At 67.2% G+C, this 25,832-nt stretch carries 22 protein-coding genes; 19 read left to right on the top strand and 3 right to left on the bottom strand.

Annotation, left to right across the window (positions count from 1 at the left end):
• Positions 1-300: 300 nt before the first annotated feature.
• From infC to B4E96_RS04750, 8 genes are all read left to right on the top strand, one after another.
• Positions 301-939 carry a translation initiation factor IF-3 gene (infC, locus tag B4E96_RS04785; protein WP_165884732.1) on the top strand — a complete coding sequence of 213 codons (639 nt, stop codon included), beginning with the start codon at positions 301-303 and terminating at the stop codon, positions 937-939.
• Positions 940-1,038: 99 nt separating this feature from the next.
• Positions 1,039-1,236, top strand: a complete 198-nt coding sequence (rpmI, locus tag B4E96_RS04780) for a 50S ribosomal protein L35 (RefSeq protein WP_286956593.1) — start codon at positions 1,039-1,041, stop codon at positions 1,234-1,236.
• A 62-nt stretch (positions 1,237-1,298) separates the two neighbouring features.
• A complete protein-coding gene (gene rplT, locus B4E96_RS04775; protein WP_102162653.1) occupies positions 1,299-1,688 on the top strand; it encodes a 50S ribosomal protein L20 in 390 nt (129 codons plus the stop codon).
• A 107-nt stretch (positions 1,689-1,795) separates the two neighbouring features.
• Entirely contained in the window at positions 1,796-2,671 is an 876-nt protein-coding gene (locus B4E96_RS04770; protein ID WP_286956592.1) for a TrmH family RNA methyltransferase, read from the top strand.
• Positions 2,672-2,872: 201 nt separating this feature from the next.
• A complete protein-coding gene (gene pheS / locus B4E96_RS04765) occupies positions 2,873-3,916 on the top strand; it encodes a phenylalanine--tRNA ligase subunit alpha (RefSeq protein ID WP_286956591.1) in 1,044 nt (347 codons plus the stop codon).
• Positions 3,916-6,435 carry a phenylalanine--tRNA ligase subunit beta gene (pheT, locus tag B4E96_RS04760; protein ID WP_286956590.1) on the top strand — a complete coding sequence of 840 codons (2,520 nt, stop codon included), beginning with the start codon at positions 3,916-3,918 and terminating at the stop codon, positions 6,433-6,435. Before pheS ends, pheT begins: the two co-directional genes overlap by 1 nt.
• 1 nt (position 6,436) lies before the next feature.
• Positions 6,437-7,270 (top strand): SDR family NAD(P)-dependent oxidoreductase, encoded by an 834-nt coding sequence (locus tag B4E96_RS04755; RefSeq protein WP_286956589.1) that lies wholly within the window; start codon positions 6,437-6,439, stop codon positions 7,268-7,270.
• Positions 7,271-7,301: 31 nt separating this feature from the next.
• Positions 7,302-9,311 (top strand): ABC1 kinase family protein, encoded by a 2,010-nt coding sequence (locus B4E96_RS04750; protein WP_286956588.1) that lies wholly within the window; start codon positions 7,302-7,304, stop codon positions 9,309-9,311.
• Between the two features lie 167 nt (positions 9,312-9,478).
• Here B4E96_RS04750 and B4E96_RS04745 read toward each other — a convergent pair whose 3' ends face one another.
• Positions 9,479-10,453: a quinone oxidoreductase family protein gene (locus B4E96_RS04745; RefSeq protein WP_259828600.1), complete on the bottom strand. Its 975-nt coding sequence runs from the start codon at positions 10,451-10,453 to the stop codon at positions 9,479-9,481.
• 44 nt (positions 10,454-10,497) lie between these two features.
• On the opposite strand from B4E96_RS04745, the gene argC reads away from it, so the two are divergent.
• From argC to tyrS, 10 genes are all read left to right on the top strand, one after another.
• Positions 10,498-11,577: an N-acetyl-gamma-glutamyl-phosphate reductase gene (gene argC / locus B4E96_RS04740; RefSeq protein ID WP_259828599.1), complete on the top strand. Its 1,080-nt coding sequence runs from the start codon at positions 10,498-10,500 to the stop codon at positions 11,575-11,577.
• A gap of 146 nt (positions 11,578-11,723) precedes the next feature.
• Positions 11,724-12,884, top strand: a complete 1,161-nt coding sequence (gene argJ, locus B4E96_RS04735; protein WP_102162686.1) for a bifunctional glutamate N-acetyltransferase/amino-acid acetyltransferase ArgJ — start codon at positions 11,724-11,726, stop codon at positions 12,882-12,884.
• Positions 12,881-13,807, top strand: coding sequence for an acetylglutamate kinase (gene argB / locus B4E96_RS04730; RefSeq protein ID WP_286956587.1), 927 nt, complete (start codon positions 12,881-12,883; stop codon positions 13,805-13,807). The genes argJ and argB overlap by 4 nt, the downstream gene beginning before the upstream one ends.
• Entirely contained in the window at positions 13,804-15,045 is a 1,242-nt protein-coding gene (locus B4E96_RS04725) for an acetylornithine transaminase (protein WP_286956586.1), read from the top strand. The genes argB and B4E96_RS04725 overlap by 4 nt, the downstream gene beginning before the upstream one ends.
• A complete protein-coding gene (gene argF, locus B4E96_RS04720) occupies positions 15,042-16,010 on the top strand; it encodes an ornithine carbamoyltransferase (RefSeq protein ID WP_286956585.1) in 969 nt (322 codons plus the stop codon). Before B4E96_RS04725 ends, argF begins: the two co-directional genes overlap by 4 nt.
• On the top strand, positions 16,007-16,513 hold the full coding sequence (locus B4E96_RS04715; RefSeq protein WP_102162667.1) for an arginine repressor: 507 nt from the start codon (positions 16,007-16,009) through the stop codon (positions 16,511-16,513). The genes argF and B4E96_RS04715 overlap by 4 nt, the downstream gene beginning before the upstream one ends.
• A 93-nt stretch (positions 16,514-16,606) precedes the next feature.
• Positions 16,607-17,821, top strand: coding sequence for an argininosuccinate synthase (locus B4E96_RS04710; RefSeq protein WP_102162668.1), 1,215 nt, complete (start codon positions 16,607-16,609; stop codon positions 17,819-17,821).
• Positions 17,818-19,269, top strand: coding sequence for an argininosuccinate lyase (gene argH, locus B4E96_RS04705; protein ID WP_286956584.1), 1,452 nt, complete (start codon positions 17,818-17,820; stop codon positions 19,267-19,269). Before B4E96_RS04710 ends, argH begins: the two co-directional genes overlap by 4 nt.
• A 155-nt stretch (positions 19,270-19,424) precedes the next feature.
• Complete coding sequence (pabB, locus tag B4E96_RS04700) at positions 19,425-21,608, top strand: aminodeoxychorismate synthase component I (protein WP_286956582.1); 2,184 nt, start codon at positions 19,425-19,427, stop codon at positions 21,606-21,608.
• Between the two features lie 104 nt (positions 21,609-21,712).
• Positions 21,713-22,999, top strand: a complete 1,287-nt coding sequence (gene tyrS, locus B4E96_RS04695; protein ID WP_286956581.1) for a tyrosine--tRNA ligase — start codon at positions 21,713-21,715, stop codon at positions 22,997-22,999.
• 70 nt (positions 23,000-23,069) lie between these two features.
• On the opposite strand, the gene B4E96_RS04690 is transcribed toward tyrS, so the two are convergent.
• On the bottom strand, positions 23,070-24,074 hold the full coding sequence (locus B4E96_RS04690) for a TAXI family TRAP transporter solute-binding subunit (protein ID WP_286956580.1): 1,005 nt from the start codon (positions 24,072-24,074) through the stop codon (positions 23,070-23,072).
• Positions 24,075-24,234: 160 nt separating this feature from the next.
• Between B4E96_RS04690 and B4E96_RS04685 the strand changes: the two genes are divergently transcribed.
• A complete protein-coding gene (locus B4E96_RS04685) occupies positions 24,235-25,317 on the top strand; it encodes a CPBP family intramembrane glutamic endopeptidase (RefSeq protein ID WP_286956579.1) in 1,083 nt (360 codons plus the stop codon).
• Between the two features lie 277 nt (positions 25,318-25,594).
• Here the strand turns inward: B4E96_RS04685 and B4E96_RS04680 are convergent.
• Positions 25,595-25,832, bottom strand: a 238-nt coding sequence (locus tag B4E96_RS04680; protein ID WP_286956578.1) for a hypothetical protein, incomplete at its 5' end; no start/stop codon positions are given.

Here is a 25,832-nt window from a genome sequence, read left to right as displayed (position 1 = left end):
AGCCCTCCCACAGATATACCGGCACGCCCACGCGCGCGAGCCGCTCATGTAACACGCTGTGTCCACAGCCCGATGTGCACTTCGCCGCATCGGGTAGTACACTGGACTTCGTGCAAAGTGGAGCTCAGCTCCCACCTGGATCATCACTGGTGATCGGGTTCGAATGACGGTTGGCGTTTCGCTGGCCGATGCGGCGTCGTACCCGCAGTTCGTTCGTCTGGGCTCCCTTGGCATGCGCTGAAGGGGGCCTTTTCCCTTTCAGCGGTTGTGATCATCATCTGCTGAAGAAGGAGCGAGCACATCAGCGAGCCGCGTATCAATGATCGGATTCGGGTCCCCGAGGTCCGTCTCGTCGGACCCAACGGGGAACAGGTCGGAATCGTCGCCATCCGCAAGGCGCTCGACCTCGCCCGCGAAGCCGATCTCGACCTTGTAGAGGTTGCGCCCCAGGCCAAGCCGCCTGTGGTCAAGCTCATGGACTACGGCAAGTTCAAGTACGAATCGGCGCAGAAGGCACGCGAGGCCCGGAAGAACCAGGCCAACACGGCTCTCAAGGAGATCCGGTTCCGACTGAAGATCGATGAGCACGACTATGAGACCAAGAAGGGCCATGTCTCCCGCTTCCTCAACGGCGGTGACAAGGTCAAGGTCATGATCATGTTCCGCGGACGTGAGCAGTCCCGCCCCGAGATGGGCATCAAACTGCTCAACCGGCTGGCTGAGGATGTTTCCGATCTCGGCACGGTCGAATCCGCCCCCCGGGTGGACGGCCGCAACATGGTGATGGTCATCGCACCCGTGCGCTCCAAGGCAGATGCCAAGGCGGAATCCCGCAAGGCATCCCGCGGAGCCAAGGGTGCCAGCGCCGAGGTGAAGTCCCGCCGCGAGCGCGAAGCACAGGCCAAGGCAGAGAAACGCGACACCGAGGCCGACGCGTAAGTTTGGTGCCTCCCGGCCCCACGGCCAGGAAGCACACCGTGCAGCGCCAGCCCCCACCTCGGGCACGGCTGCGCTAGAGAACGATAAGGAGACGGCACTATGCCGAAGCAGAAGACCCACAGCGGTGCCAAGAAGCGCATGCGCATCACCGGCAGCGGCAAGGTCATGCGTGAGCGCGTGAACAAGCGCCACCTGGCTGAGCACAAGTCCTCGCGGCGCAAGCGCCGCCTGTCCGTCGACCAGGTCATGACCGGCGGCGACTCAGCCAAGGCTCGCAAGCTTCTGGGCAAGGCCTGACGACACCGGGCTCGCTGCCCGAGCGCACCGCTGTGCGCGCACCGATTTCATAAGGAGTACACGTGGCACGTGTGAAAAGGGCGATCAACGCCAAGAAGAAGCGCAAGGTCATTCTCGACCGTGCGTCCGGCTACCGCGGTCAGCGTTCGCGCCTGTACCGCAAGGCCAAAGAACAGGTCATCCACTCGCTGGTCTACAGCTACCGTGACCGCCGGGCCCGCAAGGGCGACTTCCGTCGCCTCTGGATCCAGCGCATCAACGCTGGTGCCCGCGCCAACGGCATGACCTACAACCGCTTCATCCAGGGCCTCAAGGCCGCTGGAGTCGAGGTCGACCGCCGCATGCTCGCCGAGCTCGCGGTCAACGACGCAGCGACCTTCGCCTCGCTCGTCAAGGTCGCCAAGGAGGCTCTGCCCTCCGACGTCAACGCCGCCAAGACGTCGGCAGCCTGACGCAGCTGAACTCAGCGGCCGCCTGAGGCCGCAGCGGTGACAGACCGCACCCACTCAGCCCCGGGAAACCCCCGGGGCTGAGTTCTGTCTGCAGGTAGGGTTGAGCCATGGCCCCCACGCACCCCGGCTCCCCGCAGCCTGCCGATCTGCCCGTCCATCCCGGTCTCACCGGACCTGTGCTCACCTCCCCGCAGTCCAAGCGGATCAAGGACGCAGGCAAGCTGCTCAAGCGCCAGTGGCGGAACAAGACCGGCCACTTCCTCGTCGAAGGACCCCAGACCGTGCGCGAGGCGTTGGCCGGGGATGCCCCGATCGTCGACGCCTTCATGACCGCTGAGTCCGCCGAACGCAACCCGGATCTCATCGAACTGGCGGGCAAGCGACGGGTGCGGCTGCGCCAGATTGCCGCCGACCTTCTGCCGCTCATCTCCGACACGGTCGCCAGCCAGGGCGTGGTGCTCGTATGCGAACAGCGCACCGCTGAGCTCACCTCAGTGGTGAATGCCGACGCGAAGCTGCTCGTCGTCCTCTCCCAGGTCCGCGATCCCGGCAATGCCGGCACCGTCATCCGGGTCGCCGATGCCGCCGGCGCTGACGGGGTCATCATCACCTCCAACAGCGTCGACGCGTTCAACCCGAAGGTCGTCCGCTCGACTGCCGGATCGATCTTCCACCTGCCCATCGTCACCGGCGTCGGCCTGTCCGAGGTCACTGAGCTGGCCCGCGCCCGCGGCCAGCAGGTGCTCGCCGCTGATGCCCACCCGCCGGCACACGACCTGCACGTGCCCTGGGACACCGGTCTCGACCTCAGCCGCCCGACCCTGTGGGTCTTCGGCAGCGAAGCCCACGGCCTGCCCGAGGCCGACCGCGCACTGTGCGACGCCGCAGTCGCGATCCCGCTCTACGGTCAGGCCGAAAGCCTCAACCTCGCCACAGCCGCGAGCATCTGCATCTACGAATCCGCCCGCAGCCAGCTGCTGTGAGCCGGCATGGGCGCCGGCAGCCGGAACCACAACGTCCACTACCACCGGCGGATCGCTGCATCCCTGACGCCTGCGCGATCAGGCAACACCAGTGGGACGCGGCTACGCACCGGTGCCCGGTTCGTTAGACTGGCTCGTGGTCTGCTCCTGCGCCAGGATGCGCGGGATGCGATGGAGAGTCCGCTAACAGAAAGAAGGCAGATGTCTGCGCCAGTCGATCCGCGCGATGAGTCCGCCGTCTCCGCCGCCGTCGAGGCAGCGCTGACGGCGTTCGATTCCGCCTCGAACCTCGATGAGCTCAAGACCGCCCGCCTGGCCCACATGGGCGACAAAGCGCCGCTGGCGCTGGCGAACCGGGAGATCGGCAGGCTCGACAAGTCCGAGAAGGCCGCTGCCGGCAAGCTCGTCGGCCAGTCCCGCGGACAGGTGAAGAAGGCTCACGACGCACGCTTGGCCGCGCTCGAAGAGCAGCGCGACGCCGAGGTGCTCGTCGCCGAGGCGATCGACGTCACCCTGCCCTCGGCCCGCCGCCGAGGCGGTGCCCGCCACCCGCTGCAGCTCATCCAGGAGCGCATCGCCGACCACTTCATCGGCCACGGCTGGGAGGTCGCCGAAGGCCCCGAGGTCGAATCCGAGTGGCTGAACTTCGACTCCCTGAATTTCGGCCCCGACCACCCGGCCCGCCAGATGCAGGACACCTTCTTCGTCGAGCCCGCCGAGGCCGGCCTCGTGCTGCGCACCCACACCTCCCCGGTGCAGTCGCGCTCGCTGCTCGAACGCGGCGCCCCGCTGTACGTCGTGTGCCCGGGCAAGACCTTCCGCACTGATGAGCTCGACGCCACCCACACCCCGGTGTTCCACCAGGTCGAGGGCATCGCGATCGACAAGAACCTCACGATGGCCCACCTCAAGGGCACCCTCGACGAATTCGCCCGCGCGATGTTCGGGCCCGAATCGCGTACCCGCCTGCGGCCGAGCTTCTTCCCGTTCACCGAGCCGAGCGCGGAGATGGACTTCTGGTTCCCCAATAAGGTCGGCGGGCCCGGCTGGATCGAATGGGGTGGCTGCGGCATGGTGCACCCGAACGTGCTGCGCTCAGCCGGCATCGATCCCGACGTCTACCAGGGCTTCGCCTTCGGCATGGGCATCGAGCGCACGCTCATGCTCCAGGAGGGCATCAACGATATGCACGACATGGTCGAAGGCGACCTGCGGTTCTCAGCACGGTTTGGAGTGAATGCCTGATGCTCGTCCCACTCGAATGGCTCGCCGACTACGTCGACCTCTCCGTCGTCGACAACCCGCGGGTGCTCGCTGCCGAACTGGCCAGCATCGGCCTGGAGGAAGAGGACTTCATCGCCCCCGAGGTCACCGGCCCGCTCGTCGTCGGCCGGGTTCTCGAACTGGAGAAGGAGACCCACTCCAACGGCAAGACCGTCAACTGGTGCCAGGTCGACGTCGGCGAGGACGAACCGCGCGGCATCATCTGCGGTGCCCACAACTTCGAAGCCGGCGACCTCATCGTCGCAGCCCTGCCCGGCGCGGTGCTGCCCGGCGGTTTCGCCATCAGCGCCCGCAAGACCTACGGACACATCTCCGACGGCATGATCTGCTCATCGAAGGAGCTCGGCCTCGGCGAGGACCACGAGGGCATCATCGTCCTCACCCGGCTCGGGCTGACCGGCGAACCCGGTGACGACGCACGGGAACTGCTCGGCCTCGACCGAGTCACCCTCGACGTCAACGTCACCCCCGACCGCGGATACCAACTGTCGATGCGCGGCATCGCCCGCGAATTCGCGATGCTCAAAGGCCAGGACTTCACTGATCCAGCCGACCAGCCGGCACCGGAGCCCACCGATGACGGATACCCGGTCGAACTGGCTGATGACGCACCGATCCACGGCGTGCCCGGCTGCGACCGGTTCACTGCCCTGCAGGTCACCGGCATCGACCCGAGCGCCCAGACCCCGTATTGGATGCAGCGCCGGCTCACCGAAGCCGGCATGCGCCCGATCAGCCTGAGCGTCGACGTCACCAACTACGTCATGCTCGAACTCGGCCAGCCGCTGCACGCCTACGACCGCGACGCTCTCGGTGAGAAGATCGTCGTGCGCCGCGCGCAGGCAGGGGAGAAGCTCACCACCCTCGACGATGTCACCCGCACCCTCGATCCCGAGGACCTCCTCATCACCGACGAAGGCGGCGTGGCAGGCGAGAACCGGATCATCGGCCTGGCCGGCGTCATGGGCGGGGCCGAGCTCGAAGTCGGCCCCGAGACCCGCAATATCCTCATCGAGGCCGCCCACTTCGACCCGATCTCGATCGCCCGCACCGCCCGCCGACACCGGCTGCCGAGCGAGGCCGCCCGCCGCTTCGAACGCGGCGTCGACCCCGCCCTCGGGCCGGTCGCAGCCAAGCGCTGCGCAGACCTGCTCGTCGAACTCGGCGGCGGCATCCTCGAACCGGCCGTCACCATCGCCGGGGACGCCCCGCAGGCCCGCACCGTCAGGCTTGCAGCCGATCTGCCCAACCGGCGGCTGGGCACCGAGGACAGCCGCGCGGACATCGTCCGGCTGCTCGGCGCCGTCGGCTGCCAGGTCACCAACCCTGAGGCCGAGGTCCTGGATGTCACTGTCCCGACGTGGCGGGCCGACCTGACCGACGATGTCGACCTCGTCGAGGAGATCGCCCGGGCCGGCGGTTACGACCGGATCCCGTCGGTGCTGCCGGTGGCCCCCGGCGGCAAGGGCCTCAACGCCGCCCAGGCGGCACGCCGGCGTATCTCGAACCTGCTGACCGCACTGGGCTACTCCGAGGTGCTGACCTACCCGTTCACCTCGGATGCCCGCAGTGACGCCCTGCGGATCCCGGAAGGCGATGCGCGCCGTGCCAACATCCGGCTGGCCAACCCGATGGCCGAGGACCAGCCGCTCATGCGCACCCACCTGCTCGCCACCCTTGTCGATGCCGCCGCCCGCAACCTCGGCCGCGGTTTCAAGGACATTGCGATCTTCGAAGCCGGGCTCGTGACCCAGCCGCAGAGGACCGAGCTCTCAGCAGTCGAGTCTTATGCCCCGGGCTACCACCCGAGCGAGGACGAGCTTGAGGCGATCTTCGCCTCGGTGCCGGCCCAGCCGTACCATTTCGCCGGCGTCATGGCAGGCTACGTCGAACCCCCCGGAGTGCTCGGCGCCGGCCGGAAGGCCGATGTTTCCGATGTCATCGACACGGTGCACCGGATCGCCGCCTCGTGTGGACTCGAGCTCACCGTGACCGCTGACCAGATCGCCCCGTACCATCCGGGACGCTGCGCACGCTTCGACTTCGCCGATGGTACCCACTTCGGCCACGCCGGGGAGCTGCACCCGAAGGTCTGCGAGACCCTCGACCTGCCCGCCCGCACGGTCGCCTTCGAGGTCAGCCTCGATGCGCTGCTGACCCAGTCCGACACCCGCGCCTGGGCCGGGGTGCTCTCGACCTATCCGGTCTCCCGGCAGGACGTCGCCCTGCTCGTCGACGAGTCGACCCCTGCTTCGGCGGTGGCCGACGCGCTGCGCGAAGGTGCGGGAACCGAACTGGAGAACGTCGAGCTCTTCGACCTCTACGCAGGCGACCAGGTGCCCGAGGGCAAGAAGTCGCTGGCCTTCCGGCTGACCTTCCGCGCCCCGGACCGCACGATGACCGCCGACGAGGCCTCCGCGCTGCGCGAGGCCGCCACCGCCGTGGCCGCCGAGCGCTTCGGCGCCGAGGTGAGGAGCTGAGATGACTGTTGAGACCACCCGCCCGCTGACCCTCATCACCGGGGGATCACGCGGCATCGGCCGGATCCTGGCAACCGGGTTCGCTGAAGCCGGCTACCCGGTGGTGATCACCGCCACCGACGCCGACCGTGCCCAGGCGGCTGCCGCTGAGATCGCCGCCGAGACCTCGGGCACGGTCACCGGATTCGGCGTCGACGTCTCCCAGCCGGACTCCGTTGCCGCGCTGCGCGGTGACATCGAGGCACATGCCCAGGCCACTGGAGCGCGTCTCGGGGTGCTCATCAACAACGCCGGACGGGTCGAATCGAGCGAAGGACCGCTGTGGGAAGCCGACCCGGCCTCCCTCGTCGGGGTCATCGGCACCAATGTCATCGGGCCACTGCTCATGATCAACGCCTTCGCCCCGGTCCTCATCGCCACGGCCGAGGCGACCGGGCAGCCGGGCCGCATCATCGACCTCAACTCCGGATCCGGCGCGCAGGGCACCCCGGCCTACGGCGCCTACTCAGCATCGAAGGCTGCGCTGTTCCGGATCGCCGACTCCGTCGTCCACTTCGGCGACGAGAAGGGGTTGAAGATCTTCGAACTGGCACCCGGCGTCATCCGCTCGGACATGACCGCCTCGATGCCGATGCACGACTGGCGCACCGACGATGATTGGACCTCGCCTGCCGAGCTCGCCGCGCTGGCGCTCGCAGCAGCCTCCGGTGAGCTCGACGGGTGGACCGGCCGCTACATCCGCGCAGGTCACGACACTGCAGAAACGCTCAGCCAGCAGATCCCCGCAGCCGGATCACAAGCCCGTAAGCTGATCACGGAGATGGAGATCCGCTGAAGCTGGGCCGACACGGGGAAGGCAGACGAACATGAACGTGCTCTACTCGATCCTCCTCGGTCTGCTCAATGCCGTCATCGTCGGCGTGCTCGTGCGCCGGACGATCACCGTCGGCACCGGGACGCTGCGCAACACGATCGTCTCGCTCGTCATGGGCATGTCGCTGTGGCCGATCACCCTGCAGGGCTACGAGCTGCTCGGCATCTCCCAGGGCGGGCAGATCCCGTGGATCGAGATGAGCTTCCCGGCCGTCATGGTCTTCCTGCTCATCTTCGCCTGGCTCATCGTCATCCAAATGTTCCTGCTGCTGGCCATCGAACTCGTGCTGCCGACCGGCACCTTCTCCTCGGTCATGCGCCAGATCGTGCGCCTGCCGGTGCTCTACCGGCGGGTCAGCCGCGTGTCCCAGATCCAGCGCATCCTGCTGCGCTACGGACTCGCCCGCTACCTGCGCCCGCGAATCCCGACCCTGAAGGTCTCCATGCGCGAGATCGCGCGCACCACCGCCGAGGCGTTCGCCGCCGCAGGTGTCACCTTCGTCAAGCTCGGCCAGTTCATCGCCACCCGCTCCGATGTCGTGCCCCAGGAGTTCGTCGAGGAGTTCTCCAAGCTGCAGTCCGATGTGCCGCCGGTCGACTTCGACCAGATCCGCCCAGTGCTCGAGCGCTCCTTCGGCAGGCCCGTCGACGAGGTGTTCTCCTCCTTCGATGAAACCCCGCTGGCTGCCGCCTCGGTCGCCCAGGTCCACGCGGCCAAGCTGCCCGACGGCACCCCGGTCGTCGTCAAGGTCCAGCGCCCGCACCTGCGCAAACAGGTCCGCGCTGATTCCGACATCATCCGCGCGTTGGCCGACCAGGCCCACAACCGGACAGGGTGGGCAAAGAAGATCGGCGTGCGCTCGATCGCGCGCGGCTTCATCGAATCGCTCAATGAAGAGCTCGACTACGGCACCGAGGTGCGCAACACCCAGCTGCTGCGTGAGGCCGCCCAGCACCACGGCAAGGGCTGGCCGCACGGCCCCGACGGACAGCCGCTCGTCGACGTCCCGCGCGTGTACCCCGAACTCAGCAGCGAACGCGTCATCGTCCTCGAACGCGTCGACGGCATCCCGCTGTCCAAGGCAGGCGACCTGGTGGAGAAGCTGTCGATGATCGCCCGCCGTGAGGCAGCCGACCAGCTCTTCATGACCGTCGCCCGCCAGGTGCTGCATAAGGGCGTCTTCCACGCCGACCTGCACGCCGGCAACATCCTCATCGACCCGGCCGGACGCCTCGGGCTCATCGACTTCGGCAACGTCGGCCGCCTCGACATGCGCGACCGCCGCGACATCGCCCTGCTGCTCATGGCCTTCGAACGGCAGAACTCGCAGGCCGCCACCACCGCGATCCTCGACCTGTTCGGGGCCCCCGTCGGTGTTGACATCCGGCTGCTGCAGCGCGAGATCGGCCAGATCATGCTGCAGTTCGACGGTGGTTCCGGAAGCTCATCGGCGATGTTCTCCGAACTGCTGTCCTTCGTCGTCGACAACGGCTTCGAACTGCCAGCCGCCGTTGCTGATGCATTCCGGGCGATCTCCACGCTGGAGGGCAGCCTCAAGAAGCTCGACCCGACGATCGACCTGCTCGATCTGGTGCGCGCTCACAGCGACACGCTCATGCGCGGGGCAGTGAGCTTCCGCGACAGCCTCGGCCATGCCGACCTGTATTTCACCGCGAACGCCCCGATGCTCGCCTCGCTGCCGGCCCAGATCAGCCGGATCGCCCAGCACCTGGAGGACGGCACCCTCGACATCGGCACCAGCGGCCTCAACATCGACCTCATTAAGAACCTCGTGCGCACGACGGTCGATCAGCTGGTTCAGGTCATCATCGCCACCGCCCTCATCCTCGGAGGCGTCGTCATGATGTCTGCTGACTTCGGCCCGCCGCTGGCACCGGATCTCAAGCTGTTCACCTACTTCGGCGCGTGGGTGCTGCTCGGCGGCTTCGTGCTCGCCGCAGTGGTGTTGGCGCCGGCGCTGGCGACGAGAAGATTCAAGTAGCGCGACCCCGGTTCGAGGCCAGGCTCATCAGCCTGTTGACGGGTTGAACGTCTCCGGACAGCGCACGATCTTGCGGCGGGAGCCGAAAACCGTGATCGAGGTGATCATCGACGCCCTTCCCGACGGCACCTCGTGCGTACGCGCCGCCGGGAAGAACAGTGCCGGGATCAGGGCTTGAGGATGACTTTGCCGGTTGTCTTGCGGCCCTCGAGCGCACGATGCGCCTCGGCAGCCTCCGCGAGCGGGAACTCGTGGCCGACGCGGAAGTCGAGCCAGCCGGTCGAGAGCCCGTCGAAGAGCATGCCCGAACGCTCGGCCAGTTCCTCGGGGCTGCGGACGAACCACTGCAGTGAGGGGCGGGAGAGGAACTGCCCGCCGGAGGAGTTGAGCCGTTGGATGTCGAAGGGCTCGACCGGCCCGGAGGCGGCGCCGAAGAGCACGAGCGAACCGCGCACCTTGAGCGAGGCCAGCGATGCGTCGAAGGTGTCCCTGCCGACTCCGTCATAGGCGACATCGACACCCTCACCGTCGGTGAGCTCGCGGACGGTGGCGGCGATGTCGATGCCCTCACCGTAGAGGAACACCTCATCAGCGCCGGCACCGCGGGACAGCTCGGCCTTCTCCTCAGTGGAGACCGTTGTGATGACACGGGCGCCGAGGTGCTTGGCCAGCTGGGTGAGCAGCAGTCCGACTCCGCCGGCACCGGCGTGGATGAGTGCGGTCTGGCCCGGCTCGAGGCGGTGCGAACCCGTCGCCAGGTACTGGGCGGTCAGGCCCTGGAGCGGGATCGCGGCAGCGACCTCATCGGACACACCTTCGGGCACCCGCAGCACGCCGTCAGCCGGAACGGCGACACGGGTGGCATAGGAGCCGGGCGCGTTGTGCCAGGCGACCCGGTCGCCGACTGAGAATCCGGTGACATCATCGGCAACAGCGATGACGCGTCCGGCGCCTTCGCTGCCGACGATGTGCGGGAACTCCATCGGATACAGGCCGCTGCGCCGGTAGGTGTCGATGAAGTTGATGCCTGCAGCGGCGACCTCGACGAGGAGCTCGCCGGGACCTGCCTGCGGGTCGTCGATCTCGGTATAGCGCAGCACCTCCGGTCCGCCGGCTTCGATCGCCTGTACAACGTGGGCCACAACCCCTCCTGAATAAAGTTCGATGATGCGGTATGATTATGCATATGTCGCGAATGTCAGTCGCAGTCTCAGGCGCCACCGGCTACGCCGGCGGTGAGGTCCTCAGGCTGCTGAGCAGTCACCCGGAACTTCACGTTACAACGGCCTGCGGCCATTCGAGCGTCGGTGACCGGCTGGCGGTCCACCAACCCCATCTGCTCGCCTACGGCGACATGATCGTCAAGCCCTCGACCGCCGAAGTGCTCGCCGGCCACGACGTCGTCGTCCTCGCCCTGCCGCACGGCGCCTCGGGCGAGATCGCAGCCGCACTCGCCGAGACCTCACGTGAGACCCTCATCATCGACCTCGCCGCCGACCACCGCCTCATCAGCCCAGCCGCCTGGGAGGCCTTCTACGGCAGCGATCATCCGGGCACCTGGACCTACGGGCTGCCCGAGATGCTGCTGGCCGACGGCACCAAACAGCGCGAGCAGTTGCGCAGCACCCGCCGCATTGCAGTGCCCGGCTGCAACGTCACCGCGGTGACGCTTGGCCTCGGCCCGCTGCTGCAGGCCGGGCTCATCGAGCCGACCGGGCTGAATGCCGTGCTGGCCAACGGCGTCTCCGGAGCCGGCAAGGCACTCAAACCCCACCTGACGGCAGCCGAGATCCTCGGCAACGCCTCACCCTACGGCGTTGCCGGCACTCATCGGCATGTGCCCGAGATCGAGCAGAACCTCAACCTCGCCCTCGGCGCCGATCCCGCAGAGGGGCCGGTGCGCATCTCCTTCACCCCCACCCTCATTCCCGTCAGCCGCGGCATCCTCGCCACCCTCTCAGCCGTTCCGGCCGGTGGTGCGCGGCTGACCCGCGAGGCCGTCGCCGAGGTGTATGCCGCCGCGTACGCCGATGAGCCCTTTGTGCACATGCTCGCCGAAGGCACCTGGCCGCAGCTGTCGGCGGCGACCGGGTCGAATACCGCCCACCTCCAGTTCGGCATCGACGAGCGTGCCGGCCGGATCGTCACCGTCGTCGCCCTCGACAACCTCGTGCGCGGCACCGCCGGCCAGGCGCTGCAGTCGGCCCACCTCGCCCTCGGCTTGCCTGAGGCGACCGGGCTGCCGACCGGGGGACTGGCTCCCTGAGGGTGGACGCCCGGCCAGGCGGTCGTGACTTCCCTCACCATGACATCGCAGGGGATGAATAAAGTTCACTTCTGATGTATTGTTATGCATATTGAAGGGCGGTGGCCGTTGCCACCGCCGACTCGTCAGCCGAATGGAGTCGCATCATGAGCGTGACCTACCCGCGCGGCTTCCGCGCCTCAGGCACCACCGCCGGACTCAAGCCCAGCGGCAAGACCGACCTCGCCGTCGTTGTCAACGACGGCCCTGCCGATGCGGTTGCTGCCGTCTACACCGCCAACCGCTGCAAGGCCAACCCGGTGCTGTGGAGCCAGCAGGCCTCCGCCGACGGCACCGCACGCGCGGTCGTGCTGAATTCCGGTGGTGCGAACTGCTACACCGGCGACTACGGCTACGAGACCACCGAACTCACCGCCACCCGCACCGCCGAACTGCTCGGCACCGATGCCAGCGACGTGCTCGTGTGCTCGACTGGGCTCATCGGCGTCGGTGGACCGGAGTTCCGCGAACCGATCCTCGACACCCTCCCCGCTGCCCTTGAGGCTGCTGCCGAGACCCCGGAGGCAGGTGCCGCAGCAGCCGAGGCGATCATGACGACCGACACCGTGGCCAAGACCGCCACCCGCGAGGGCACCGCCTACCGCATCGGCGGCATGGCCAAGGGTGCGGGCATGCTCGCACCGGGACTGGCGACGATGCTCGTCGTCATCACCACCGATGCCGTCGTCGAATCGGGCGACCTCGACATCGCCCTGCGGGCGGCGACCCAGAAGACCTTCGACCGGCTCGACACCGACGGCTGCATGTCGACCAACGACACCGTCATCGTCATGAGCTCGGGAGCCTCCGAGCACCAGGCCGACCTCGTCGAATTCACCCGCCTGCTCACCGAGGTGTGCGGCGAGCTCACCGCCCAGCTGCACACGGACGCAGAGGGCGCCGGCCACGACATCACCATCACCACCCGCGGAGCGTTCTCCGAACAGCAGGCCGTCGACGTCTCCCGCGCAGTCGCCCGTTCGAACCTCTTCAAGGCCGCCGTGTTCGGCGAGGACCCCAACTGGGGCCGCGTCGTCGCCCAGGTCGGCACCACCGATGCCGAGTTCGACCCGCAGGCCATCGACGTGACCTTCAACGGCGTGCCCGTCTGCGTCGGCTCCGCCCCGGCCGCCGACCCCGCCGAGGTGCTCTTCGACCGCCGCGTCGTCGTCGAGATCGACCTGCACGCAGGCAACTTCGAAGCCAGCGTGTGGACCTCGGACCTGACCCATGACTACGTCGAAGAGAACAGCGCCTACTCATCATGACCGAGACATCCTCTGCCCACCGGCTCGTCCAGGCTCAGGCCAAAGCCGAGACCCTGACCGAGGCGCTGCCGTGGATCAAGACCTTCAAGGGCGCGACCATCGTCATCAAGTACGGCGGCAACGCCATGGTCTCCCCGGAGCTGCAGCAGTCCTTCGCCGACGACATCGCCTTCCTGCGGTTTGCCGGCCTGCGCCCGATCGTCGTCCACGGCGGCGGCCCGCACATCTCCCGGATGCTCGATCGTCTCGGCATCGAAAGCGAATTCCGCGCCGGCCAGCGCGTCACCAGCGAAGAGGCCGCCGAGGTCGTGCGTATGGTGCTCTCCGGGCAGGTCAACCGCGAAGTCGTCGCCCGCATCAACCAGAACGGCGACGCCGCCGTCGGTCTCTCCGGCGAGGACGGCGACCTGCTGCTGGCCAAGCGCACAACCGCCACCGTCGACGGTGAGGAGATCGACCTCGGCCGGGTCGGCGAGATCGTCTCGGTCAACACCGAGCTCATCAACGAGCTGCTGGCCGCCGGCCGCATCCCGGTCATCTGCTCGATCGCCGCCGAAGCAGGCGGAGCCGTCAACAAGCCGCTCAACATCAACGCCGACCTCGCTGCCGCCGCGATCGCCCGGCAGATCGGTGCCGACAAACTCGTCATGCTCACCGATGTGCCCGGCCTCTACGCCGACTGGCCGGACAAGGACTCACTGCTCTCAGCGATCACCCCGGCCGAGCTGCGCGAGCTGCTGCCGCGCCTGGACTCCGGGATGATCCCGAAGATGACCGCAGCGCTCGAAGCAGTCGAAGCCGGCGTGCGGCAGGCACACATCATCGACGGCCGGATGGCCCACTCGCTGCTGCTGGAGGTCTTCACCACCGAAGGCATCGGCACCATGGTCCACGACGACCACACGACGGGAGGACAGGCATGAGCTGGCAGGACGGCTACGCCCAGACGATGCTGCCGGTCTTCGGCACCCCGAAGGCCAAGCTCGTCGCAGCCCACGGCTGCACCGTCACCGACGATGCAGGCAAGGACTACCTCGACCTGCTCGGCGGCATCGCCGTCAACACGCTTGGCCACGGCCACCCGGCCATCACCGAGGCGGTGACCGGCCAGCTGTCGACGATCGACCACGTCTCGAACTTCTTCACCACCGACCCCCAGCTGAACCTGGCGTCGAAGCTGCTGGAGATCGCCGGAGCACCGGCAGGCTCCCGTGTGTTCTTCGCCAACTCCGGCACCGAAGCCAATGAAGCGGCCATCAAACTGGCCCGCCGGGTGGGCGCGCCTGATGCCGGCAGCCCGGGCCGGTCGAAGATCATCGCCGTCGACGGGGCCTTCCACGGCCGGACCGTCGGCGCCCTGTCGCTGACGGCCAAGGAAGTCTACCGCGCGCCCTTCGCCCCACTCATGCCGGAGGTCGCCCATGTGCCCTTCGGCGACATCGAGGCACTGCGAGCCGCGGTCGATGAGACGGTCGCCGCGGTCATCATCGAACCGATCCAGGGGGAGCGCGGCGTGCGCCTGCACCCGGACGGTTATCTCACAGCGGTGCGCGAGGCGACGAGCGCTGCCGGGGCGCTCATGATTCTCGATGAGGTGCAGACCGGCATCGGCCGCACCGGCCACTGGTTCGCTTTCCAGCACCCGGAGATCGGCGAGGGCATCATGCCCGATGCGATCACCGTGGCCAAGGGACTGGCCGGCGGCATCCCGATCGGCGGGCTCATCACCATCGGTGAGAAGGTCAGCGCACTGCTCGGTGCCGGCCAGCACGGCACCACCTTCGGGGGCAACCCCGTCAGCGCCGCCGCCGCACTCGCCGTGCTCGACACCATCGAGACAGACGGCCTTCTCGCCCATGTCCGCGAGACCGGCGACTGGCTGGCCGAACAGCTCACTGCAGTCCCCGGTGTCACCGGGGCGCGCGGGGCAGGGCTGCTGCGCTCCTTCGCCATCACCGACCCGCAGCAGGCAGACGCCGGCGAGTTACCGGTCGCCGGAGCACTTGCGGCAGCCGCGCAGGAGGCCGGTTTCATCATCAACCCGGTCACCCCCGACCGGATCCGCCTGGCACCCCCGCTCATCATCACCCCCGCACAGCTGCAGGACTTCCTCGACGCCCTGCCAGCACTCATCGCCGAGACCGTGAAGGCACAGTCATGACCCGACACTTCCTCACCGACACCGACCTCAGCCCCACCGAACTGCTCGAGGTCCTCGACCTGGGAGCCGAACTCAAAGCCGATCCCGGCACCCAGGTGCCCTTCGCAGGCCCGGGAACCGCCGCCTCGGGCGCGGCTCGCAAGACCGTGGCGGTCATCTTCGACAAGACCTCCACCCGCACCCGCGTGTCGTTCGCCGCAGGCATCGCCGCACTCGGCGGCAGCCCGCTCATCATCAACCCCGGCGAGGCGCAGCTCGGGCACAAGGAGTCGATCGCCGACACCGCCCAGGTGATGTCGCGGATGGTCTCGATGATCGTCTGGCGCACCTACGCGCAAGCCGGTCTCGAAGAGATGGCCGCGACCTCCTCAGTGCCGGTCATCAACGCCCTGTCCGATGACTACCACCCGTGCCAGCTGCTCGCCGACCTGCTCACCATCCGCGAACACCGACCCACCGAGGCACCCGGGGGACTGGCCGGCACGACGCTTGCCTATTTCGGCGATGGGGCGAACAACATGGCCAACTCCTACCTGCTCGCCGGCGCCAACGCCGGCATGCACGTGCGCATCGCAGCACCGGACAGCCATCAGCCGGCCGCCGCGATCGTCGAACGCGCCACCGCGCTGGCCGCTGAGACCGGCGGGTCGATCGAGATCACCGATGACGCTAAGGCGGCGGCCACCGGCGCCGATGTGCTCGTGACCGACACCTGGGTGTCGATGGGCCAGGACGCCGAGGGCCGCGACGGCGCCGACTCGCCGTTCATGCCCTACCAGGTCAACGCTGCACTCCTCGATGTCGCAGCTGAGGGCGCACTCGTCATGCACTGCCTGCCGGCCTACCGCGGCCAGGAGATCACCGCCGAGGTCATCGACGGGCCGCAGTCGGTCGTCTTCGACGAGGCCGAGAACCGGCTGCACGCCCAGATGGGGCTGATGGCCTGGCTGGAGGCACGCGCATGAGCGAACAGCTGACCCCGACGACCAAGGCCGCCCGCCAGCAGCTCATCATCGAGCTCATCCGCACGGAGACGATCCGCTCGCAGACCGAGCTTGCCGGGCTGCTGACCGGCCGCGGCTTCTCCGTCACCCAGGCGACCCTGTCACGCGACCTCGTCGATCTCGGCGCGGTCAAGGTGCGCACCGCCAAGGGCTCCGTCTACGCGGTGCCCGGCGAGGGAGGGGACCGCAGCCTGCAGTCCGCGCAGGCCACCGACCTGCTCGATGCGAAGCTGCAGCGACTGCTCGAAGAGCTGCTCGTGACCGCCACCAGCTCCGGCCAGTTCGTCGTGCTGCGCACCCCGCCTGGGGCCGCCCAGTACCTGGCCTCAGCGCTCGACCGATCCGTCATCCCCGAGGTGCTCGGCACGATCGCAGGCGACGACACCGTCCTCGTCATCGCCGCCGAGTCCACCAGCGGGGAGGCCCTGGCCGAGAAGCTGCACGAGCTGGCCGGCGACGCATAACCCAGACCTGAGGGCCGGCCGGGTACACGTGCACCCGGCGGACCCGAACCCATATTCTGAACAGTAACGACCTTTCCGAAAAGGAGTCCCGACATGACTGAACGCATTGTGCTCGCCTACTCAGGCGGCCTCGACACCTCGGTGGCCATCGGCTGGATCCAGGAGGCGACCGGTGCCGAGGTGGTGGCCATGGCCGTCGACGTCGGCCAAGGAGGCGAGGACCTGGAGACGATCCGCCAGCGCGCCCTCGACTGCGGCGCCGTCGAGGCCTATGTCGCCGACGCCCGCGACGAGTTCGCCAACGAATACTGCATGCCCGGGCTCAAGGCCAACACCCTGTACATGGACGCCTACCCGAACGTCTCGGCGCTCTCGCGCCCAGTCATCGTCAAGCACCTCGTCACCGCCGCCCGCAAGTACGGTGCGAAGACCGTCGCCCACGGCTGCACCGGCAAGGGCAACGACCAGGTCCGCTTCGAAGTCGGCATCACCTCCCTGGCCCCGGACATGAAGTGCATCGCCCCGGTCCGCGACCTCGCGCTCACCCGCGAGAAGGCCATCGAATACGCCGAGCGCAACGACCTGCCGATCGTCACAACCAAGTCCAACCCGTTCTCCATCGACCAGAACGTGTGGGGCCGCGCCGTTGAGACCGGCTTCCTCGAAGACATCTGGAACGGCCCGACCAAGGACGTCTACGACTACACCGACGACCCGACCTTCCCGCCGCCGGCCGACGAGGTCACCATCACCTTCGAAAAGGGCATCCCGGTCAAGATCGACGGCCGCGACGTCACCCCGCTGCAGGCGATCGAAGAGCTCAACCAGCGCGCCGGCGCCCAGGGCATCGGCCGCATCGACATCGTCGAGGACCGGCTCGTGGGCATCAAGAGCCGCGAGATCTACGAAGCCCCCGGCGCGATGACCCTCATCGCCGCGCACAAGGAGCTGGAGAACATCACGCTCGAGCGCGAACAGGCCCGCTTCAAGCGCACCGTCGACCAGCGCTGGACCGAGGTCGTCTACGACGGCCAGTGGTTCTCCGAGCTCAAGGGCTCCCTCGACGCGTTCATCGACGACACCCAGGAGTACGTCAACGGCGAGATCCGCATGGAGCTCCACGGCGGCCGCGCCACCGTCACCGGCCGGCGCTCGGAGTCCTCGCTGTACGACTTCGGCCTGGCCACCTACGACGAAGGCGATACCTTCGACCAGTCCTCGGCCCGCGGCTTCATCGACATCTATGGTCTTTCCTCGAAGCAGGCCGCAGCCCGCGACCACAAGTTCGGCAAGGGAATCCGGCTGTGAGCAGCGAGAACACCACCCCCGGTCCCGAGACGCCTGAGCGGCTGGCCCTGTGGGGCGGCCGGTTCGCCTCGGGACCCTCGGATGCCGTGGCGCTGCTGTCGAAGTCGACGCACTTCGACTGGCGGCTGGCCGCCTATGATCTCGCCGGCTCCCGGGCCCACGCCCGCGTGCTCAACCGGGCCGGACTGCTCGATGAGAGCGAGCTCCAAGGCATGATCGCCGCCCTCGACGAGCTCGAACGCCGCGTGACCTCCGGTGAGTTCACCGCAGCCGAATCCGATGAGGACGTCCACTCCGCACTCGAACGCGGGCTTTTGGAGATCGCCGGGCCCGAACTCGGCGGTAAGCTGCGCGCCGGGCGCTCACGCAACGACCAGATCGCGACGATGGGCCGGATGTACATCCGCGACTCCGCCCGCATCATCGCCGGTTTCGTCCTCGACGTCGTCGAAGCACTCATCACGCAGGCGAAGGCCCACCCGGAAGCACCGATGCCCGGGCGCACCCACCTGCAGCACGCCCAGCCCGTGCTGCTGGCCCACCACCTGCTCGCCCACGCCTGGCCGCTCATGCGCGACGTCGACCGGCTGCGCGATCTCGTCGCCCGCGCCGACGCCTCGGCATACGGCTCCGGCGCCCTCGCCGGATCCTCCCTCGGGCTCGACCCGCAGGCGGTCGCCGCTGAGCTCGGGTTCTCCGATTCGGTCGAGAACTCCATCGACGGCACCGCCAGCCGTGACGTGTTCGCTGAGTTCACGTTCGTGGCGGCGATGACCGGCATCGACCTGTCGCGGCTGAGCGAAGAGATCATCGCCTGGGCGACCGCCGAGTTCTCCTTCATCACCCTCGATGACGCGTTCTCGACCGGCTCGTCGATCATGCCGCAGAAGAAGAACCCCGACGTCGCCGAGCTCGCCCGCGGCAAGGCCGGCCGCCTCATCGGTGACCTCACCGGCCTGCTCGCCACCCTCAAGGCGATGCCGCTGGCCTACAACCGCGACCTGCAGGAGGACAAGGAACCGGTCTTCGACGCCGTCGACACCCTGGCTCTCGTCCTGCCGGCCTTCGCCGGGATGGTGCAGACGCTGACGTTCAACACCGAACGCATGGCCCATCTTGCTCCGCGCGGCTTCGCACTGGCCACCGACGTCGCCGAATGGCTCGTCCGCCAGGGCGTGCCATTCCGCGTCGCCCACGAGCTCTCCGGGGCAGCAGTGGCCAAGGCCGAGGCCCGCGGGGTTGAACTGTGGGATCTATCCGATGCCGACTACGCCGAGATCTCCGAGCACTTCACGCCTGAGATGCGCGAGGTGCTCACCACCCTCGGTTCGATCGACGCCCGCAGCGCCAAGGGCGGCACCGCCCGCAGCGCCGTCGCCCAGCAGCTGGCCAACGCCGAGGCGGAACTCATCCGCCTGCGCGAGTTCGCCTCCGCGACGACCCGCTGAGCCCAGCGCACCACGACGGATCGCCCGCCGCTTCGCCCACACCTCGGGCGAGACGGCGGGCGTCGTCGTCCCGACGCCTACGCACCGGCATGTGCTTTACTTCAGTTGCGGGCCGCACCGGCCCAGCAGGCACAGAACCCGAAGGCAGGTGAGCGGTGAGCCGGATCCTCATCATCGACCACGACGACTCCTTCACCTACAACCTCGTCGACCTCATCGCCACCCTCACCGGCACCACCCCGACGGTCATCTCCCACCGCAGCGATCCCGCTGTGCTCGATGATCTCACCAGCTACGACGCCGTCGTCATCTCACCGGGTCCCGGCACCCCGGAGAACACCTTCGACATCGGTATCAGCTCTCGGGTGCTCGCTGAGGTGCCGATCCCGCTGCTCGGTGTCTGCCTCGGCCACGAAGCCCTCGCGCTCGCCCACGATGGTGCGATCGGCCCGGCCACAGAACCCCGCCACGGCCGCATCTCAACGCTCGAGCACACGTCCACCGGTCTCTTCGCAGGCGTGCCCGCCGACACCGAGGTGGTCCGCTACCACTCCCTGGCCGTCACCGACCCGGGCCCGCGCCTGAACGTCACCGCCCGCGCCGAAGACGCGACCATCATGGGTTTGGCGCACCGCAGCAAACCGGCCTGGAGCGTGCAGTTCCATCCCGAATCCATCGCCACCGCCGCCGGCCGGCAGATGCTTGCGAACTTTCTCTCCCTCGCCTCGGACTGGAACGCCACGCACCGGCCCGCACACGATCCGGATCGCGCTGCGGATCCCTTGCCGTCACCTGAGCGCGCAGCGGTTTTCGGGGCATTGACCGGCCTGGCGACACACGATTCCGGTGTGCCGGTCGCCGGCGTGCTCGCCGCGACGCCTGGTCTGCGCCTGGCCCATCAGACACATCCTCTGACCGTGCAGCCTGAGGCCGTCTTCTCAGGTCTCTTCGCCTCCAGCACGTATGCCTTCTGGCTCGACAGCCGCGACCCGGCCCACCCCGATGGGCGCTTCAGCATCCTCGGTGACGCGTCCGGGCCGTTGGCACACCGGGTCACCGCAGATGTCACCGCGGGGACGCTGACCGTCTTCGGAGGGTCAGGGGAGCAGACGGTCGAGTCCGGGATCTTCGACTGGCTGACCGGTGAAGAAGCCGGGATGCAGGCGATCCGCAGCACCGTGGACCTGCCGGAGACCGGCTGCGGATTCGCCCTCGGCTGGATCGGCAGCCTCGGCTATGAGCTCAAGGCCGAATGCGGCGCCAGTGCCGCCCACCCTTCACCGCTGCCGGATGCGCAGCTCATCTTCGCCGACCGCGCGCTCATCGTCGACCACCACACCGGCACCGCCCACCTGCTCGCACTCACGACACCCGAACACGAAGCCAGCACCGAGGACTGGTTCGCTGCCGCGGCCCGCGCGCTCACCACCTCGGACCCGGTGCCACCAGCCAGCGCTCCACCAACGACCGGCGAGCTGACGCTGCGCCACGACCGGGCCGAATACGAGCGGCTCATCGACCGGTGTCATGAGCACATCTGGGCGGGGGAGAGCTACGAGATCTGCCTGACCAACGAGATCACCGGTGCGGCCCGACTGCCGATCGTCGACACCTACCGGCGGCTGCGCTCGGCCAGCCGCAGCCCGCGTGCCGCGCTGCTGCGCTTCGGGGAGACCGGGGTGCTCTCGACCTCTCCCGAACGGTTCCTTGCGATCACCGCTGACCGGCAGGCGATATCGAAGCCGATCAAGGGCACCCGGCCGCGGGCAGCGGACCCGCAGACTGATGCGCGGTTGCGCGCTGAGCTGCAGGCGTGTGAGAAGGAGCGGGCGGAGAATCTCATGATCGTCGACCTGGTCCGCCACGATCTGGCGCACACCGCGGTGCCCGGCAGCACCGAGGTTCCGCAGTTCTTAGAGGTCGAAAGCTACGCCACCGTCCATCAGCTCGTCAGCACTGTGCGCTCCCAGCTGGCCGATGACGCCAGCGTCGTGGACTGCCTGCGCGCCTGCTTCCCCGGTGGGTCGATGACCGGGGCGCCGAAGCTGCGGACGATGGAGATCATCGACGACCTGGAATCCGGGCCGCGCGGCATCTACTCCGGGGCGCTCGGCTACTTCTCGCTGTCGGGTGCTGTTGACCTGTCGATGGTCATCCGCACGCTTGTCATTACTGCCAAGGGGTTCAGCTACGGAGTCGGCGGTGCGATCACCGCCCTGTCGGACCCGGCAGCCGAGTTCGAAGAGACTGCGGTCAAAGCCGAACCGCTGCTGCGACTGCTCGGGGCGGAGTTCCCGGGACGGGATGCGGACCCCGCCCCGTCTGGCCTGCGCGTCTGAGTAAGATATGCATTGTGGTGCTGCCGGGAAGAATCCGCCCGGCACCAGCGCGGTGACGGCCACGGATTCCGGCGCCGCGCAGACCCGATGAGAAAAGGTGAATCGTGACTGATATCTTCCGTGAGCTGAAGGCCCGCGACCTGGTGGCGCTGTCCACCGATGAGGAGGCGCTGCAGCAGGCGCTCAACGCAGGTCCGGTCAGCTTCTATATCGGTTTCGATCCGACCGCGCCCAGCCTGCACATGGGCAACCTCGTCCAGTTGCTCTTCGCCCGGCGGCTGCAGCTGGCCGGCCACAATCCATACGCCCTTGTCGGCGGGGCCACCGGCCTCATCGGCGATCCGCGGATGTCCGGTGAGCGCACTCTGAACGAGCGCGATGTCGTCGAGGGCTGGGTGGAGAAGATCCGCGCTCAGATCGAGCGCTTCCTCGACGTCGACGGCCCGCACGCGGCCCAGCTGGTCAACAACCTCGACTGGACCGGTGAGATCTCGACGATCGACTTCCTGCGCGATATCGGCAAGCACTTCTCGGTCAACCGGATGCTGGCGAAGGAGACCGTCGCCGCCCGCCTGCAGAGCGAACACGGAATCTCCTTCGCCGAGTTCGCCTACCAGATCCTGCAGGGCAACGACTACCTCGAGCTCTACCGCCGCTACGGCATCACGCTGCAGCACGGCGGATCCGACCAATGGGGCAACCTCACCGCCGGTGCTGATCTCATCCGCCGCGTCGAGCGCACAAGCGTGCACGCCATGGCCACCCCGCTCATGACGAAGGCCGACGGCACCAAGTTCGGCAAGACCGAATCGGGCACCGTCTGGCTCGATCCCGAGCTCACCAGCCCGTACGCGTTCAGCCAGTTCTGGCTCAACGCCGATGACCGGGATGTCATGAAGTTCCTCAAGGTCTTCTCGTTCCGCTCTCTTGAGGAGCTCGAGCAGATCGGTGAGGAGTTCGCAGCCGCCCCGCACAAGCGGATCGCGCAGCGGGCCCTGGCCGAGGACGTCACGACTCTCGTCCACGGTGAGCAGACCACCCGTCAGGTCTTCGCCGCCGCCAAGGCGCTCTTCGGTTCCGGCGAACTGGCAGCTCTCGACCCGGGAACCCTGGGATCGGCTACCGCCGAGCTGCCCGGCACCCAGGTGCCGGCCGCTGAGGTCTCGGCCGGGATGCCGGTCGCTGACGCCTTCGCCGCCTCGGGCATCGTCAAGTCCAAGGGCGAGGCGCGCCGTGCGATCAAGGACGGCGGCGCCTACGTCAACAACGTCAAGGTCAGCGACGGTGAGCAGACGATCACCACCGACGACGTCCTCGACGCCGGCGGCCACGGCGTCGTGCTGTTGCGCCGCGGCAAGAAGACCCTCGGCGCACTGTCCGTCACCCGCTGACAGACCCAAACCGACGAACACGGCCGGAGTGCAGATCTGCACTCCGGCCCTATTCGGCATTCACGCCGGCTCACTCGCCGGTGTCGACGCCCTGTTCTTCGTAGTAGCGCTTGGCACCCGGGTGCAACGGCACATCACCGCGACCGAAGAGCGCATCCTCGAGCTTGATGAACCTCTTCTGCGCCAGCGAGATGTCCTCGGCGCGTTCGTAGATCGTCTTCGTGATCCCGTAGGCGTCGTCCTCGCTGACCTGGTTGAGCGAGGCAACGATGGAGGCGAAGACGGCGACGGTGGTGATGTCGTCGTCGGCGAATCCGTACGAACCGCCGGGGATCGTGTAGGCCTCGTAGTGGTTGTCGGCCGAGATCTCCTTGGCCTTGTCCTCATCGAGGGGGATGAGCCGGACATCGGCAGAGGCGTCGAGCTCACTCAGCGAGGCGGCGGGCACGCCGATGATCTCGATCGAGGCATCGACATGACCGTCCTGCAGCTTCGAACGCGCATCGGCGAAGCTCTCCTCGAACGGGGTGTAGTCACCCTCTCCGATTCCGTAGGCCTCGAAGAGCAGCCCGGCCACGGCCTTGTTCGCAGAGCCCGGTGCGCCGATGGCGATCCGCTTGCCCTTGAGATCTTCGAACTTCTCGATCCCGCTGTCGGCCAGGGTGATGACGTGGACAGCCTCAGGGTAGATCTGGCCGATGAAGCCGATGTTGTCGATGCCCTTGTCGAGATCACTGAACTCCGCAGTGGCATCCCTAGCGTCATTGGCGGTGTTCGTCTGAGAGAACGCGAGCTGTGCTTCGCCCTTGGCGATCCGGCCGAGATTGTCGACAGAGCCATCGGTCTCCACGGCGACAACGCTGAGGCCGTCGACGTCTTCGGCGAAGAGCCGGCTGAACTCACTGCCGAGTGGATAGTAGACACCGGCTGTGCCGCCGGTGGCGAAGGTCAGGTCGCGAGTGATCTCGTTCTCACCGGAACCTGAACCGGAATCCGAGCCCTGACCGCAACCAGTCAGGACGAGAGCGAGGGCTGCTGCAGCGGCAGTGATGAGGCGGGTGGTCGGCAGGTGCATAGGTTCTCCTTTGAATCGCACATCCGGCGTAGAAGAACACTAACCAGGCCGGGGTATCTGCGGGAAGAGCATGTCCGGGAGCTGGATGCGCCGGGACCCCCGCCATGGTCAGAGCGCGATAGTGTGCTGAGGGACACAGTGATCGAGAACAGGAGAATCAGTGACGACTCCCCATCCTGCATCCCCGTCCCGTGCCGCTGCGGCAGGTCCGGCGTTCGGCTCCTGGCACGGCATCGTCATCTTCTGCCTTCTCGCCTACGGTCTCGCCTGGCTGTCCGTTCTCCCGCTGTGGCTGAACTACGACACCTTCTTCGGCACCGGCAGCCCTGCCGGCCAGCTCATGAACGCCGATGCCGACAACCCGCCCACCGGTGCGGCCGTCATCGCCGCCATTGTGCCGGTGCTGCTTATGTCGCTCATGATGTTCACCCCTGCGATCAGCGCGCTCGTCGTCATGCGGGTAGTCGAGAAAGTGCCCTTCCGGCAGACGTTCGCTGCCCTTGGCGCCGGACCTCTGCGCAATCCCGACGGCAGTCCTGCCGGGCGCATCGGCCGTCTCCACCCTGCACTTCGGGTGCTGCTGTTCAGCATTCTGGCGACCGGCATCGTCTTCGTCCTCACGCTTCTCGCCGGTCTCGTTGCGATGCTGCTCGGCGGTTTCGAACCGGACTGGCAGATGACCGCCGCCCGCGAGCAGCTCGAGGCATCCGGCATGGCGATGCCGATGGTGCTCTTCGTGCTGCTGCAGATCGTGCAGGTCGTCATCGCTGCTTTCGTCCCCAATGGCGTGCTCGGGCTGGGGGAGGAGCTCGGCTGGCGCGGATATCTCACGGCAGCTCTCCGTCGCCGAGGCCTGGGGACTGTAGCGATGATCGTCGTCTCGGGTGCGATCTGGGGTGCGTGGCATGCACCGGTGCTGCTGCTCGGCCACAACTTCGAGACCCGTTCGCCGATCTCGATCCCGATCATGATGATCGGCTGCATCTGCGTTGGAGCAGTCTTCGTCTGGCTGCGCGAGACATCCGGTTCGATCTGGCCGGCTGCTATCGGTCATGGCGGGTTCAACGCCGTGGCAGGCATCAGCATCCTCGTGGCCGCCGGCGGGACGTGGGAGAAACCGATCATCGCGAACCCGCTCGGCATCTCCGGCTGGATTGTCATCGGATTGGGTGCCGTCGTGCTGTTCCTCAGCACCCGCCGAAAGAGCCCCTCAGGCACCACTGAGGCCCGTTCTGCGGCTTAAAATCAGCGGTGAGCCAGAACACAGCCCTCTCGAGTTGCAAAGCGCTGGAGGCCCTGTGTAAGTTAGTACCTGTTGCTCGACGGAAACACCGAAGAGAGCAGGCCATCCCGGTCGCATACGAACCGCTGGATGCCTCGCTACCACTGGAACGGCAGTCGAGAACAGCTGACACTGAAACTTCACGACGACCGTCGTTCACGGCGGATCCAGAGCGAAGAAACGTGTGGCGCAGATCACGGAAAAGCGATTTGCAAAGCACGGAAGTGTGAGTCTAAAGTTAATAACCGATCGCGCCGCGGTGAACAAAGCGAAAACGGCTTTGGTAGTTGCGGATGGCGTCTGTTCTTTGAGAACTCAATAGCGTGTTTGTTTGTTTTTGTGATGCCAGAATGTTTTTTGTTTCTGGTTGAAGCAAGGATGTAATGACATTTGATGACCATTTTTGGTTTGTCTCTTGTCTTTTTCTTTGATTTCGGCTGGGATTGTTTTTCATATTTTTATGGAGAGTTTGATCC

Source organism: Brevibacterium sp. UBA7493 (assembly GCF_002479565.1).
In the GTDB taxonomy this organism is placed as follows: Bacteria; Actinomycetota; Actinomycetes; order Actinomycetales; family Brevibacteriaceae; genus Brevibacterium; species Brevibacterium luteolum.
The sequence above is the reverse complement of the archived record's forward strand: the minus strand, read 5'-3'. Positions and strand labels throughout refer to the sequence as shown.

What these genes read in the sequence shown, in the direction of transcription:
- rpmI (WP_286956593.1), top strand. Translation starts at nt 1,039, where the DNA reads ATGCCGAAGCAGAAGACCCACAGCGGTGCCAAGAAGCGCATGCGCATC.
- B4E96_RS04770 (WP_286956592.1), top strand. Translation starts at nt 1,796, where the DNA reads ATGGCCCCCACGCACCCCGGCTCCCCGCAGCCTGCCGATCTGCCCGTC.
- pheS (WP_286956591.1), top strand. Translation starts at nt 2,873, where the DNA reads ATGTCTGCGCCAGTCGATCCGCGCGATGAGTCCGCCGTCTCCGCCGCC.
- pheT (WP_286956590.1), top strand. Translation starts at nt 3,916, where the DNA reads ATGCTCGTCCCACTCGAATGGCTCGCCGACTACGTCGACCTCTCCGTC.
- B4E96_RS04755 (WP_286956589.1), top strand. Translation starts at nt 6,437, where the DNA reads ATGACTGTTGAGACCACCCGCCCGCTGACCCTCATCACCGGGGGATCA.
- B4E96_RS04750 (WP_286956588.1), top strand. Translation starts at nt 7,302, where the DNA reads ATGAACGTGCTCTACTCGATCCTCCTCGGTCTGCTCAATGCCGTCATC.
- argC (WP_259828599.1), top strand. Translation starts at nt 10,498, where the DNA reads ATGTCGCGAATGTCAGTCGCAGTCTCAGGCGCCACCGGCTACGCCGGC.
- argJ (WP_102162686.1), top strand. Translation starts at nt 11,724, where the DNA reads ATGAGCGTGACCTACCCGCGCGGCTTCCGCGCCTCAGGCACCACCGCC.
- argB (WP_286956587.1), top strand. Translation starts at nt 12,881, where the DNA reads ATGACCGAGACATCCTCTGCCCACCGGCTCGTCCAGGCTCAGGCCAAA.
- B4E96_RS04725 (WP_286956586.1), top strand. Translation starts at nt 13,804, where the DNA reads ATGAGCTGGCAGGACGGCTACGCCCAGACGATGCTGCCGGTCTTCGGC.
- argF (WP_286956585.1), top strand. Translation starts at nt 15,042, where the DNA reads ATGACCCGACACTTCCTCACCGACACCGACCTCAGCCCCACCGAACTG.
- B4E96_RS04715 (WP_102162667.1), top strand. Translation starts at nt 16,007, where the DNA reads ATGAGCGAACAGCTGACCCCGACGACCAAGGCCGCCCGCCAGCAGCTC.
- B4E96_RS04710 (WP_102162668.1), top strand. Translation starts at nt 16,607, where the DNA reads ATGACTGAACGCATTGTGCTCGCCTACTCAGGCGGCCTCGACACCTCG.
- B4E96_RS04690 (WP_286956580.1), bottom strand. Translation starts at nt 24,074, where the DNA reads ATGCACCTGCCGACCACCCGCCTCATCACTGCCGCTGCAGCAGCCCTC.